We start from the raw sequence: 14,648 nt of genomic DNA on the forward strand, positions 1-14,648 counted from the left end.
AAAAGTGATTAGGAAAAGTGTTTTTTGGGTGTATGATAAATTGAGGAGATTATCTGTAGTAAAGAAAATAACACTTGCAGTTTTAATCGGTTTGTTGTTTTGGTTCATCTTCTTGCTTCCTAAGCAATTGTTCCAAACGCCAACAAGTTTTGTTATTGAAGATAGCCACGGCGAATTAATGGGGGCTGCAATTGCCAGTGACGGACAATGGCGGTTTCCTGCTAATGAAAATGTCCCAGAAAAGTTTACCAAATGCATTGCCGTTTTTGAGGATAAAAGGTACTTTCACCATTTAGGGGTTGATCCATTAGCATTTAGCCGGGCAATCCGGCAAAACCTGCGCTCCGGAAAAGTGGTTAGCGGAGGTAGTACCCTTACGATGCAGGTAATCCGACTTTCCAGAAACAAGCCAAGAACCATATGGCAGAAGTTCATTGAAATGATTTATGCATTTCGGTTAGAACTATCCTTTTCTAAAAATGAAATATTAAGTCTGTATGCCGCCAATGCTCCTTTTGGAACAAATGTGGTTGGACTTGATGCAGCTGCATGGCGTTATTATGGACGTTCAGCAGATTTATTAAGTTGGGGAGAGATGGCTACTTTGGCAGTATTACCAAACAGTCCCTCGTTAGTGCACCCCGGAAGAAACAGGTTAACCTTACAAACTAAGCGTAATAAGTTACTGGATAAGTTGGTTGCTGAAAATGTAATTGATCAAAATACAGCCGATCTGGCTAAACTCGAACCAATTCCTGATCAACCTTATGCATTGCCACGTTTTGCTCCTCATTTGTTGGATCGGTTTAGGAAAGATTATCAACGAACGCCCGGGCAATTTCATCAAACAAGTATTCGTACCACCATTCAATTACAGCTGCAACAAAAGGTGGTTGAAATATTAAATCGTCACCATACCTATTTTAAAGCAAATAGCATTGATAATGCAGCTGCATTGGTTTTAGACGTTGAAACAGGGAATGCATTAGCTTATGTAGGTAATGTAAGCGATTCAGGAAATGAAAGTGATGTAGATGTTATTCCGGCTCCCCGTAGCCCAGGAAGTACGTTAAAACCATTGTTATATGCCTCCTTACTTTCAGAAGGAGCTATTCTGCCCAACACATTAGTTGCTGATATTCCCACGCAAATAGCAGGATATACGCCAGAAAATTACGATTTGGGTTATGATGGTGCCGTTCCGGCTTCGAGAGCATTAGCGCGATCATTGAATATTCCCGCGGTTAAAATGCTGCAGAATTACCGGGTAGAACGGTTTTATGATAAGCTGAAAAAACTAGGGGTAACCACACTTAAACAGCCGTCGGGTCATTATGGACTCTCACTCATTTTGGGTGGTGGTGAAAATTCAATGTGGGAACTTGCCGGAATTTATGCCGGATTAACCCGCATTTTAAATCATCAATCACGCGATAATGGGAAATATGCTCCCGAAGATATTCATTCTCCACTTTACTATCGTAATGCAAATGACTCTGCTGATGAGAAGGATCTTCAGGTTGCAGGTATATTGGATGCAGGAGCTATTTGGGCTACGTTTAATGCAATGGAAGAAGTAATGAGGCCAGGTGAAGAGCAATTATGGCAACAGTTTTCTTCTACCCAACGCGTGGCTTGGAAAACCGGAACAAGTTTTGGATTTAGGGATGGATGGGCTATCGGTTTAACTCCCAAATATGTGGTCGCAGTTTGGGTGGGTAATGCCGATGGAGAGGGTAGGCCCGGACTTACGGGTATTGCTGCCGCTGCGCCGGTGATGTTTGATATTTTTAAGTTATTACCTTCTTCTCCATGGTTCGAACCGCCTTATGATAAATTAAGGAAACTTCCTGTTTGCAGATTGAGCGGCTATAAAGCAAGTAAATTATGTGAGCTGGTAGATTCTGTTTGGGTTCCTAAAGCGGGTATAAATACCCCAACTTGTCCTTATCATCAGTTGGTGCATTTAGACAGAACCGGTCAGTTTCGGGTTAATTCTAACTGTGAACCTCCTGAAGTAATGCAAAATAAATCGTGGTTTGTACTCCCTCCGGCAATGGAATGGTATTATAAATCAAAAAACCAATTTTACAGACCATTACCTCCCTACAGGTCGGATTGTGCGGCAGCAATGGAGCAGGGTGCTGTGATGGAACTGATTTATCCTAAATCCGGAGCAAAGATTTATGTTCCAAGAGAAATGGATGGAAGTAGGGGTAAAACCATTTTTTCTGTGGCACATAGAAACCCTGATAGTCAGATTTATTGGCATATTGATGATAAATTTGTGGAAACCACCAAGAGTTTTCATCAAATAGCAGTAAATCCGGCACCGGGGAGACATACACTTACACTGGTTGATGAGAACGGTGAAAGATTGGAGTCGTGGTTTATTACGTTGGAAAAAGAGCAATAATTTTAATGCTTTAAACGCTTCAGTTTTTGCAAAAAGGACTTATTATTGCTGATTATATTTTTAATTAACAGTTTATTGTTAAGTGTTTGATTTTAATTGTACCTACTTATGCTAACAGCATTATCCTATCATTTAAAGGTTCGGGATTATTTTAAGCAACAGTCAAAAACCTGGACTTTCTTTAGGGAAGCAAAAAACAAAGAGGAGCAGTTAAAGGAGTTTAAAACTCAGTTGTTAAAGAGTTCCTATAAATACAATGCCGAGACCGATTCGTTGATTTATGATAAGGTTAATTTCGCAAAACAGCAGTTAGGTTTAGATCATCTGCCTGTAACTGTTTATCAGGCCGAATTTTCCGATGAAAGAAATGCCAGTATTATTTATGTTGATAATGAGGCTCATATAGTTTTTAGTGGTGCTATTACCAAATTGTTGAATGATGAAGAACTCCTGGCAATAATAGCGCACGAGCTTACTCATGTGAAGTTGTTTCAATTGTTCGATGGTGAATTGGAAATTGCCAATCGGATTATCAATGCAATTGCTAATAATTACAACAGTGATCCGGCTTATTTTGAAACTGCCCGGTTATTTAAGCTGTACACCGAAATTTTTTGCGACAGAGGGTCTTACACTGTTGTTCAAAACAGAGCCCCGATCATTACTGCGTTGGTGAAGATAGCTACTGGTGTTGAAAGTGTAAATGCTGACAGTTTTCTGAAACAAGCTGATGAAATATTTCAGCTCAATGATCTTACAAAAGCAGATACATTCTCTCACCCTGAGAATTTTATCAGGGCAAAAGCATTACAATTATGGCATGAGCAAAAAGAAGGAGCAGAGGTTGCTATCAGCCGGATTATCGAAGGACAAACGGATCTGGATAAGCTCGATATTTTTAAGCAAGTTGAGTTAGCCAATTTCACCCGGAAATTTTTACAGTTATTCCTTAAGCCTAAATGGTTTCAATCTTCTACCATCATTGCTTTGGCGAGGCAATATTTCGCTGATTTTAGCCTGGATGAAAATGCCGTGCTTAATGAATCGATATTAGCCATAACCGACACTAAAAATATCAGCATAAAAGAGTATTTAAGTTACGTACTTTTTGATTTTTCATCTGCTGATGGGTCATTGGAAGAAATTCCTCGTGGATGGGCATTCCAATTTTCAGAAGATCTGCAATTAAGAGATGAATTTGAATCAATTGTAAAGAAAGAACTGAAAATGAGTGATAAAAAAATGCAGCTTTATAAGCTGGAAGTGTTAAAGGCTTATTATGAAGTAAAAGAAAACGAAGGCGAACAGATCTACTCTGAATAGTTGTTTCGTTATGCTTATCCCATCAATCCAATCATTAATATTAAGAATTTCGCTTTGCAAATAACATTTAAAGAGTTTTTAAACACCGCTTTTGATCAAGGCAATTATACAACGGATGATGTAATTGCATTTTTAACTCCATTAATGGAAGAGGTCCTTTCTTTTCATGAAGAGAAAAAAGTAGCAAGCTTTGAAAGAGAGCGTTCCTTATTTATCAATAATAACGTACTGGATATTGATGAAAACTTTGCGCACCCAAGTGTATTAGCTCCTGATAAAATCAATTTATTATGGCAGAGATTACGTTCTCCGCATTTTGCTATAACAGGTGAGTCAAAATTTGATACCGATGTTGATTCGGGTGCGACCAAAGTAGAAGATCTGCATATTAAATGGAATTCGAATGAGGAATTAACTCATCCGGCTTACATAGCAGGTTATAATTCTTATGAGATCATTTCCGGACATCATGATGGGCTAACAGATATTTTCTGCCTGGGGTTGCTGTTAGCAAGTATCTCTATGGGGCTTAATTTTTATATAGAGGACGATCTGCGGACTTTTGTTCAATACCGTACAAACCCCATTCAATATAATAATCGCATACATCCTACAGTAGGCGCATTAATCACTCAAATGACTGAGTTAGATCGCGCAAAACGTACTCAGGATTTATACAACATCATTAATGTATTACAAAACTACCGGGATTATGATTTTGAAAAGCAAACTGATCTAAGCAATACAGCTGGTTGGGTAAATAAAGAACTCACGGAAAGAAGCCAGTTTATTTTACAGAAACTCAGAAAAAGGTTATTTGATACAAGCCGTAGAAACCGGTTGTTGTATTACAAGCCTAATATGCGTTTTGTAAACCTGACGATTAGCAGCGTTCCGAAAGTGTTGCATTATCAAAGCATCAACCCCGAACTTTTATTTACCTGGAATAAAGAAATTTCCGGTAGAATAAAAGGCATGAAAGATATTGTGCTTAATAAATACCTGCGCTTTGATGATCATCTGTATTTATTGTCTTCCTTAGACAAAATAAGAACGGAGTCGTTAAAAGATGTACGCGAGTTTGGCTTTAGTCAGTTAAAACTGGTGGTTGCATTTTTGAATTGGCATAACTTAAAAGAAAACCCGAATGAGCGTATTCAAAGTCCTTTATTGCTATTACCGGTAACGCTAAAACGAAATAAGAAATTAAAGGAAGATCTTTATGTGATGAGTGTTGAGGATAATGTGGCAGAGGTGAATCCGGTTCTGGCTAATCTTTTAAAAGATTTATACGATATAAAACTTCCTGAATTTGTCGACTTGGATGAAATGAGTCCCGAAGAGTTTTATAACTCTTTAAAGGTTCAGATTGATGCAGCCAAACAGGGTATTATTTTAAATTTTATTGATAAGCCACGAATAAAATTGATACACAGTGTGGCACGTCAAACTATCAATAATTATGCAAAAAGGCTCAGAAAGAATAGCAATTTCAGTAGTTACAAAGACATCGATTATAGCTATAACGATGAAAACTATAAGCCTTTGGGTCTTGAAATATTCAGACAACGAGTAGAGCCAACTCCTTCTTATCTGGAATTTCTGATCAATGAAGATATTGAGCTTTCTTCTTATAATCTTACAGGTGATAATGATAAGCACCGGACTTTATACACCCTAACTGAAAGTGAGAATAATCCTTACAGCTGGGACGTGGATGTATGCAATATGGTATTGGGAAATTTCAATTACAAGAAGATGAGTCTTGTAAGAGATTATACCTCCATCATCGACGAGAATATTCAGCATAAGGTGTTTGATAATTTGTTCAGTAATGAGCCCAAACAGTATAAGGATGCTGAATTTGATCTGAATAATCCGACCGATTGGTACCATGTAATAACAGCTGACCCAACTCAAACCAAAGCGATATTACAAAGTCGTTCTGGCGAAAGTTATGTGATACAAGGTCCTCCAGGCACGGGAAAGAGTCAAACGATTACCAATCTTATTGCTGATTTTGTAGCCCATGGTAAGCACGTTTTATTTGTTTGCGAAAAGAGAGCAGCATTGGATGTGGTTTTTGCCCGTTTAAAACAAAAAGGGTTAGATGAGTTGTGTTGTTATATTCACGATAGTCAGACAGATAAACGAAGTTTTATTAAAAATCTGAATGCCACCTATGAAGATTTTATTAAAAAGCGCCTGGACCTTAAAATGGTTTCTACCAAGCGTAATGTTTTATTGCAACAGCTAAGTATTGAGATTGATAAATTAAAGGTTTTTCATTCTTCAAATGCTGAAAATTATGCTGAAGCCGATCTTTCTGTAAGAGAATTGATTGGGAAAGTAATTACATTAAAACCTCATTTAATACCAGTTTCGGATCAGCAGGATGAAATGTTGCCTCCTTATAAATACTGGAATGAATTTGGTGAAGATATTCAACAATTAAGTACTGCCTTAGAGGAAATTGATGCAGAACCTCAATTTGCCGATCATCCATTCAGTAAAATTAACGACGATTTATTTTTATGGGAAAACACCTATTCGGCAATCGATCAGTTAATTGCTCATATTAAGTCGGCCTTTGAGCAAATTAACAAGGTATTAAAAACCAATAATATCCCTGTTGAATTTGAAGGTATAAAACAGTTGTCTGGTTTAATTGAAGAAGCCGTTTCATTAAATCTTTTTGCCGACACGGATAATCTGGCGCTTGTTGATAATAGCAGTGAGAAATCAAAACAATTTAATGAACAGATAAAACTGTTGAACAAGGAACAGCAGGTTTATCAGCAGTTCCAGGAAAAAAATGAGAATTGGATTAATAAGTTCAAGAGCAGAGATGTTGAAGCCGCTTTAGTAATTGCAGAAAAAAATGAAGGTTTTTTCTTTTCATTCCTAAACGGTTCATGGCGTTCGCTAAAAAAACAAATTCAACAAAGCTATGACCTTACTAAGCATCAGGTTAAACCATCGTATAAGCAGGTTTTACAGTTGCTGCAACAAGAGTATCAGACTGCCCGAGAAATTAAGCGAATTAAAGAAACGATTGAAGACAAGTATAACCTTAAAAATGTGGAGGAATCGTTTAAGGAGCTTGAATTATTACGCAGTAAACATGATAATCAACTTATAATTTACCTGGTTGAAACGGGAAACACAGAATTAGTTAAGCAATTAAGCAGACTAAATAATACCTTTCATCAACTTGAGATAAATCTCCGACAATGTTTAGCTAACTATGAAAACAATAACCTAAGTGAGCTTCATGATGATTTAGACAATATAATGGCAAATGCTCATGCCATAAAAGACTTGCTCCCTGCATTACGCACATTTAGCAAACTGCCTTACCATATAAAGCTGGTATTACGTGAGATTCCGCTCACACCATTACAAGCCCAGGCAGTTATTGCTCATAAAACGTTGCAAATGTATTACAGGTCGCATCGGTCATTTGAGAAAATTGATTATCATGAAATCAATCAAACGGTAATTAAAATCAGAAAAAGCTATAAGCAATTATTAAAACTTAATGCAGATTACATAAAAGCATCGATCAGAAGTAATTTTCTTGAGCATTATGAATTAAGTAACATGGCTGTAAGCCAGCTGGATCAAACTCAAAGACAAATCAAGAAAAATTATAGCGAAGGGCGGAAAATACTGGAAAATGAATTTAGTAAAAGCATGCGCTTTAAAAGTATTCGTGAGTTGAGTGCAAAAGAAAGTGGGATTGTGTTAAAGGATATTAAGCCTGTATGGCTGATGAGTCCACTGAGTGTTAGTGATAGCTTGCCGGTTGATAATACATTCTTTGATGTGGTGATTTTCGATGAGGCCAGCCAGATTACACTTGAACAGGGAGTCCCTGCTTTGTATCGTTCATCTCAAACAATCATTGTGGGTGATGATAAGCAAATGCCTCCAACAAATTTCTTTACGGCAAAAGCAGAAGATCCGGATGACCTTGAGAAAAATGTAAATGACGAAGATGATGAATTGTTAAGCAATGAAGCCGATAGTATCCTAGTGCAGGGTGCGCGTAAGCTGCATAGCACCATGTTAAGCTGGCATTACAGAAGTAAATTTGAAACCTTGATCAGTTACAGTAATCATGCGTTTTACGATGCAGGGCTGCTAACCATCCCCGACAAAACTATTCATCATACTGAAAAAAGAAAGTTAGAAGTTACCAAGCCAGAAGAGGCTACCATAAACGCTGACGCTCTATTTGATCGAAGCATGAGTTTCCATCACCTGTCTAATAGTGTGTATGAAAAGAGAGGAAACATTGCCGAGGCAACTTACATCGCAAATTTGGTAAGAGAACTTTTAAAGAGGAAAGTAAATGATAGTATTGGTATTGTAGCTTTTAGTCAGGAACAGCAACACATAATTGAAGACGCCTTAACAGCTCTTGCAAAAACGGATAAAAAGTTTGAACAGGATCTTGAGGATGCTTATAATCGGGTTGAAGACGAGCAACATGTAGGTTTATTCGTCAAAAACCTTGAAAATGTTCAGGGTGATGAGCGTGATATTATTATAATGAGTGTTTGCTATGGCTTTGATAACAAGCGAAAAATGCTCATGAATTTCGGTCCCGTAAATAAAAAAGGTGGAGAAAAACGTTTAAATGTAATATTTAGTCGTGCCAAAAAACACATGGCCATTATTAGCAGCATTAAGCATTCAGTCATTACCAATGATTATAATGAGGGTGCAAATTACTTTAAACGCTTTTTGCATTATGCAGAAGCTGTAAGTGATGGAAATATGCAGCTTGCACGAACCATTTTAAATGGTCTCCAAATTAATAAGCACCAAGAGAATGGTCTTCTAAAAACCGATGTAATTATTCAGCAGCTCAAAGCTATTTTGCAAAAAAGGGGCTATGAAGTGATGGAAAATGTGGGCCAATCAATGTTCAAATGCTCATTGGCTATTAAAGCAAATCCCAATGATACTACCTATGCCTTAGGATTATTGGTTGATGATGACAGTCATTATGAAAACAAAAATATGCTGGAGCAATATTTTCAACGACCTGAGGTGTTGCAAGCCTGTGGATGGAAAATAATGCCAGTTTATGCTAAAGATTGGCTAAATGACCATGAGAGTGTAATTGAATCCATTATTAAGAAACTCTCATTAGCTGAAGAGGAGCAAACAGAGGAAGAAGTTGATGGCTTTTTGATTGAAGAAGAAGTTGAATTGCCACTTCTTGGAAAACCAAGCTTAGGTACTCCATACGATCACTTGGTTTTTGATCGGATCGTTTGTATAAATGATCAAAGTAATAAGTTTTGGGAAGCTGCTGTCGATAAGAATAAATTAGTGGTTCGTTTTGGGAAAATAGGGAGTAAGGGTCAACTACAAATTAAAACGTATATTAATACTTTAGAAGCAGAAGAAGCAAAGCTATCAATGTTAATGGCAAAAAAATCACAAGGTTATACAGCTGAATAATTTTCCATGTTAAGTCATATTTCACTTTCTCAGATTATCTTTCTCGATATAGAAACGGTTCCGCTACAGCCGGATTTTCTAACGCTGAATGAGGAGTTTCAGCATTTATGGGAATTAAAGTCTGGGAATTTTAGAAAGGATGATCAATCTGCCGCTGATGTATATACCCGTGCAGGTATTTTCGCAGAGTTTGGGAAAATAATCTGCATTACCATAGGTCGCATAACCGAGGAAAATGACGATTATGGTTTCAGGTTGAAGTCGTTTTATGGTGACGATGAAAGGACAATCTTAAATGATTTTGCAGCTGTTTTAAGAAAGCAAAAGCGTGACAAGCTGCTTTGTGCCCATAACGGAAGAGAGTTTGATTATCCGTTTTTATCAAGAAGAATGCTTATTAATGGCATCGAGCTTCCTCCATTGCTGGACATTGCCGGAAAACGTCCTTGGGAAATCAATCACCTGGACACAATGGAGCTCTGGAAGTTTGGGGATTATAAAAACTATACCTCTTTACGTTTACTCGCAGCAGTGCTTAATATTCCAACACCTAAAGATGATATCGATGGAAGCCAGGTTGGAGCCGTATATTGGGAAGATCATGACCTTGAGCGTATTAAAACTTATTGCGAAAAGGATGTTTTAACCGTAGCCCAGATTATTTTAAGGTTTAAAGGAAAAGCCTTAATACTCGACGAAAATGTGGCCAGGGTTTAAAATTATGCCCGACTAACAAATCCTTGTGGCCGAATTCACTCCATTTCAATTGTTTTTAGCACAACTTCAGTAAGCTCACCATCAACAATTGCTATAAAAAAGCAAGTTTTAATACTTGCCAGTCAAACTAGCACAAATTAATGTTAGAATTACTATTTTGCAGGCATGTCTGAAACTATTCTGCAAGTAAAAGAGCTTTCCACACGTTTTAAAACCGAAGATGGCTGGGTTACAGCCGTTCAACATATAAATTTCTCTTTAAATAAGGGGGAAGTGATTGGAATTGTGGGTGAGTCTGGATCCGGTAAATCCGTTACTTCTTTGTCGATCATGCAATTGATTGAACGATCAAATGGTAAGAATGATGGAGAAATATTATATACTGAAAATGGCAATACCGTTGATCTTTTAAAACTTTCTGAAGAGGAAATCCGAAATTACAGGGGTAATAAGATTGCTATGATCTTTCAGGAGCCGATGACATCCTTAAATCCGGTATATACCTTAGGCGATCAGGTAGCTGAAGCAATCCGTTTGCACCAGAAAGTAGATAAAGAAACTGCACGTAAAAAAACAATAGAACTATTTAACGAGGTTCAACTGCCACGGGCTGAACAATTATTCGACTCATATCCTCATCAAGTTTCAGGCGGACAAAAACAACGCGTTATGATCGCGATGGCCCTGTCGTGCAATCCACAGCTATTAATCGCAGATGAACCAACAACCGCATTAGATGTTACGGTGCAGAAAACAATTATAGAACTGCTCCGCAAACTGAAGAATGATCGTGGAATGAGTATGATCTTTATTTCGCATGATTTAGGATTGGTTTCAGAAATATCTGACAAGGTAGTAGTTATGTATAAAGGTCAGATAATGGAACAGGGAAATGCTGAACAGGTGTTTTCGAATCCGCACCATCCTTATACAAAAGGGTTGCTTGCTTGTCGCCCTTCCGCCAATCTTAATCTGAAAAAACTCCCAACAGTTACAGATTTTATGCAGGTACAAGAAGACGGGAGTATTAAAGAAACTTCACTCGATCTTGATAAGGTAAATCAACAATTTGGCTTTAAAGTTGGAGAAAAGGAAAAACGTCTGTCTGAAATTTACTCACGTGAGCCATTATTAAAATTAAACAGTGTTAAAACCTGGTTTCCTATAAAAAAAGGGATTTTTAGTAAGGCGAAGGAATATGTAAAAGCAGTTGATGATATCACTTTTAACGTATATCCCGGAGAAACATTAGGCTTGGTAGGAGAATCTGGGTGTGGTAAAACTACATTGGGAAGGAGCATCTTACGATTGGTTGAGCCTACCGGAGGAGAAATCCTGTTTAATGGAGAAAATATGCGTGATCTTTCTGCCAATAGGATGCGAGAGCTGAGAAAAGATGTACAGATTATCTTCCAGGATCCATATTCATCATTAAACCCCAGGTTAACGGTTGGCAATTCCATTATGGAGCCTATGCAGGTACATAAGGTGTTTAAGAATGATAAAGAACAAAAAGACAGGGTAATGGAGTTACTTCGTAGAGTAAACCTTAAAGAAGAACATTTTAATCGGTACCCGCATGAATTCTCAGGAGGGCAACGTCAGCGAATCTGTATTGCCAGGGCGCTTGCACTTAATCCAAAGTTTATCATCTGTGACGAATCGGTTTCGGCATTGGATGTTTCTGTACAAGCACAGGTACTGAACTTATTAGTCGAATTACGAGAAGAGTTTAACCTGACTTACATTTTTATTTCACATGATCTTTCAGTAGTTCGATTTATTTCAGACAGAATGGTAGTCATGAATAAGGGAAGAATTGAAGAAATGGGAGATGCCGATCAAGTCTATAATCATCCTCAACAAGAATATACCAAACGTTTAATCGATGCAATTCCAAAAGGTAAAATGTTGAGTGTATAAATACCGAATCAATCGCATAAACCAATAATATGAAGAAAATTATACCATTGTTTTTAACCGGTGCTGTAATAGCATCTTGTCAAAGCAACAAAGACACGTCAAATGCTGATGGAGCTTTTGATGGTTATAAGAACAGATTTATTGAAAACTATTGGTCCGTTTACCCAGATTATGCAACCAATGTAGGTTTCCATAAATACGATAGCGTTTTAAAAGTTCCTGATTTAATCTATCAAAAACAACAGCTTGATTTTGCTGCAGCCAACCTTGATTCTCTCAAATCGTTTGATCTCGAAAAACTTTCGGATGCTAATAAAACGGATTTTCACTTGATTGAAAATCAATTGAAAAGCATTCAATTTGGAATCAATGAACTTAAATCGGGAGAATGGGATCCATCAAACTATAATATATGTGGAGTATTCTCCTATATGCTAAGTGAAAAGTATGAAGGACTTAATAGTCGTTTAAAAAGTATTTCTCTTAAACTGGCAAATGTTCCTGCCTATTACGAGGCGGCAAAAAATAATATTAAAAATCCGACAAAGGAACATACTTCCCTTGCAATTGAGCAAAATATTGGAGGATCAGTAGTCTTTGAAAAAGATCTGTTAGATTCGGTAAACAAATCGGGCTTAACAGCTGATGAAAAAGCACAGTTAATTAGTCGTTCAAAAGCAGCTTTTACAGCAGTAAAAAATTATGCGGATTGGTTAAAGCAATTTAAAAATGAGACTCCACGTAGTTTCAGATTAGGAGCAGCGCTTTACCAGAAGAAATTTAACTACGAAATTCAATCTGCTTATACAGCTGATGAGATTTATGAAATCGCTTCAAAACGCAAAATTGAAATCCACGCAGAAATGGCTAAGTTAACAGAACAACTTTGGCCTAAGTATTTTGGTTCTACAGCAAAACCTTCTGATAAACTGGTAATGATCCGAAAAATGATCGATACATTATCTGTTCATCATGTTAAATCGGAAGAATTTCAATCATCAATCGAAAAACAGATCCCGGAACTGGAAGCTTTTGTTAAGCAAAAAGATTTGTTATACATCGACCCATCAAAACCTCTTGTGGTTCGTAAAGAGCCAGCCTACATGGCCGGAGTTGCAGGTGCTTCAATCAGCGCTCCAGGTCCTTACGATAAAGGTGGAAATACTTATTATAATGTAGGTAGTTTAGAAGGGTGGCCAAAAGATAAGGCTGAAAGTTACTTGCGAGAATATAATCACTACATTTTACAGATATTAAATATTCACGAAGCCATCCCCGGACATTATACACAGTTAGTTTATGCCAATCAATCGCCAAGTATCATTAAGTCCGTATTTGGAAATGGAGCTATGGTTGAAGGCTGGGCTGTTTATGCCGAACGTATGATGCTCGAAGCCGGATATGGAAATAATGAACCGGAAATGTGGCTGATGTACTATAAATGGCATTTACGTACACTCTGTAATACCTTGCTCGATTATAATGTTCATGTAAAAAATCAGACTGAACAAGATGCTGTTAAATTTTTGACCAACGAAGCTTTTCAGCAACAAGCGGAGGCAGAAGGTAAATGGAAAAGGGTAAGCGTTACACAGGTTCAGCTAACCTCTTATTTTACAGGTTTTACAGAGATATTCAATCTTCGCGAAGAACTCAAAAAGATAGAAGGTGATAAGTTCAACCTTAAGCAGTTTCATGAAAAGTTCTTAAGTTATGGCAGTGCACCTGTTAAGTATATCAAAGAGTTAATTGAAAAATAAACATATTAAAGAGCAAAGAATCCTTAGTTTCTATCTAAGGATTTTTTGTTATTGGCTGCTAATGTAAAGATTAATTTTATTAGAATTGTAAATACCTATGAGACTTATTGGGAAAAGCAAACTTCATAAACGGAAGGGTAAAAACATTGGAAATAAGTTGTTATGCTCAGAAATTGATGACTTATTGCATGTATTGAAGACAATAATTGGAAGAATGGAATTGAATTAAAAAAAGTGAGAAAAGATGCCGATTGTGTACATCACGAAGGATTTTATTTATTTGATATCTTAGTTCATAGAGTGATGATTCTTTTGGAGTTTGGTGATGATGGAGAGGCTTCGGTAGTTTGGATTGGAAACCATCAAGACTACGAAAGAATTTTTAAAAACAATAAAAAAACCATTGAAAAACGGTTGAAAGAAAATGACTATATATAACTAATAAAAGATATGAAAACTCATTTTGATATTGAAGAATTTGTAAAAAGAGGAAAGATTGAAAACGAGTTAGATTTAGAAAGGGCTTTAATTGCAGATCGAAAACTGAGGAACCTTGCTAAAGAAAATTCATATTTGAATTGTTAAGAAAGAAATTGAGAGATATAATTGAAAGTTATGAAAACTCAAATTGGAATAATGTTAATAGCATAGATAATGAAAAAATAGAAGAAAGTGATATAGCAGAGTTAATTGCTGAAAAGGAACGAGTTTTTATCAACAAAAGAAAAGAATTAATAAAAGAGAAACTCAAAGGTTTAAATATAAGTCAACAAGAATTGGGTCAAATTTTAGGACATAAAAGCAAAACTCATATGTCGGAATTAATGAATGGAATAAGCCCATTTTCTCTTAAAGATCTGATCATAATAAATTATCTTTTAAAGATTGATATGAATGATTTAGTCCCAGTCTTTCTTTCAAAGAAAGAACAGATGAGAATTAGAACAACTATTGAAAGTCTTAATAAATCTAATTTGAGGCTAATAAAAGCAGATTTCTCTTTGGTTTAACAACGTATAAAGAACGACTTA

General features: G+C 36.7%; 9 protein-coding genes. All 9 read left to right on the forward strand.

Annotation, left to right across the window (positions count from 1 at the left end; translation table 11 throughout):
- Positions 1-4: 4 nt before the first annotated feature.
- The 9 genes from pbpC (at position 5) to SOLCA_RS05905 (ending at position 14,627) form a co-directional block, all read left to right on the forward strand.
- A complete protein-coding gene (pbpC, locus tag SOLCA_RS05870) occupies positions 5-2,416 on the forward strand; it encodes a penicillin-binding protein 1C (RefSeq protein ID WP_014679533.1) in 2,412 nt (803 codons plus the stop codon).
- 108 nt (positions 2,417-2,524) lie between these two features.
- Positions 2,525-3,739: a M48 family metalloprotease gene (locus tag SOLCA_RS05875; RefSeq protein ID WP_014679534.1), complete on the forward strand. Its 1,215-nt coding sequence runs from the start codon at positions 2,525-2,527 to the stop codon at positions 3,737-3,739.
- Between the two features lie 54 nt (positions 3,740-3,793).
- The gene (locus SOLCA_RS05880; RefSeq protein ID WP_014679535.1) at positions 3,794-9,217 is read left to right on the forward strand and encodes an AAA domain-containing protein; all 5,424 of its coding nucleotides are present in this window, start codon (positions 3,794-3,796) and stop codon (positions 9,215-9,217) included.
- Positions 9,218-9,223: 6 nt separating this feature from the next.
- Entirely contained in the window at positions 9,224-9,934 is a 711-nt protein-coding gene (locus SOLCA_RS05885; protein ID WP_014679536.1) for a 3'-5' exonuclease, read from the forward strand.
- Between the two features lie 165 nt (positions 9,935-10,099).
- On the forward strand, positions 10,100-11,857 hold the full coding sequence (locus SOLCA_RS23735) for an ABC transporter ATP-binding protein (RefSeq protein ID WP_014679537.1): 1,758 nt from the start codon (positions 10,100-10,102) through the stop codon (positions 11,855-11,857).
- 29 nt (positions 11,858-11,886) lie between these two features.
- Positions 11,887-13,617, forward strand: coding sequence for a DUF885 domain-containing protein (locus tag SOLCA_RS05895; protein WP_014679538.1), 1,731 nt, complete (start codon positions 11,887-11,889; stop codon positions 13,615-13,617).
- A gap of 192 nt (positions 13,618-13,809) precedes the next feature.
- Positions 13,810-14,055 carry a type II toxin-antitoxin system HigB family toxin gene (locus SOLCA_RS05900; protein ID WP_456154235.1) on the forward strand — a complete coding sequence of 82 codons (246 nt, stop codon included), beginning with the start codon at positions 13,810-13,812 and terminating at the stop codon, positions 14,053-14,055.
- Positions 14,056-14,067: 12 nt separating this feature from the next.
- The gene (locus SOLCA_RS23740; protein ID WP_014679539.1) at positions 14,068-14,202 is read left to right on the forward strand and encodes a hypothetical protein; all 135 of its coding nucleotides are present in this window, start codon (positions 14,068-14,070) and stop codon (positions 14,200-14,202) included.
- Positions 14,203-14,210: 8 nt separating this feature from the next.
- Positions 14,211-14,627: a helix-turn-helix domain-containing protein gene (locus SOLCA_RS05905; RefSeq protein WP_014679540.1), complete on the forward strand. Its 417-nt coding sequence runs from the start codon at positions 14,211-14,213 to the stop codon at positions 14,625-14,627.
- Positions 14,628-14,648 lie beyond the last annotated feature (21 nt).

Origin of the sequence: Solitalea canadensis DSM 3403 (assembly GCF_000242635.2) — a bacterium.
GTDB classification, from domain to species: Bacteria; Bacteroidota; Bacteroidia; order Sphingobacteriales; family Sphingobacteriaceae; genus Solitalea; species Solitalea canadensis.

Excerpts from the sequence above, each read along its gene's own strand:
- SOLCA_RS05875 (WP_014679534.1), top strand. The coding sequence starts at position 2,525 with ATGCTAACAGCATTATCCTATCATTTAAAGGTTCGGGATTATTTTAAG.
- SOLCA_RS05885 (WP_014679536.1), top strand. The coding sequence starts at position 9,224 with ATGTTAAGTCATATTTCACTTTCTCAGATTATCTTTCTCGATATAGAA.
- SOLCA_RS23735 (WP_014679537.1), top strand. The coding sequence starts at position 10,100 with ATGTCTGAAACTATTCTGCAAGTAAAAGAGCTTTCCACACGTTTTAAA.
- SOLCA_RS05895 (WP_014679538.1), top strand. The coding sequence starts at position 11,887 with ATGAAGAAAATTATACCATTGTTTTTAACCGGTGCTGTAATAGCATCT.
- SOLCA_RS23740 (WP_014679539.1), top strand. The coding sequence starts at position 14,068 with ATGAAAACTCATTTTGATATTGAAGAATTTGTAAAAAGAGGAAAGATT.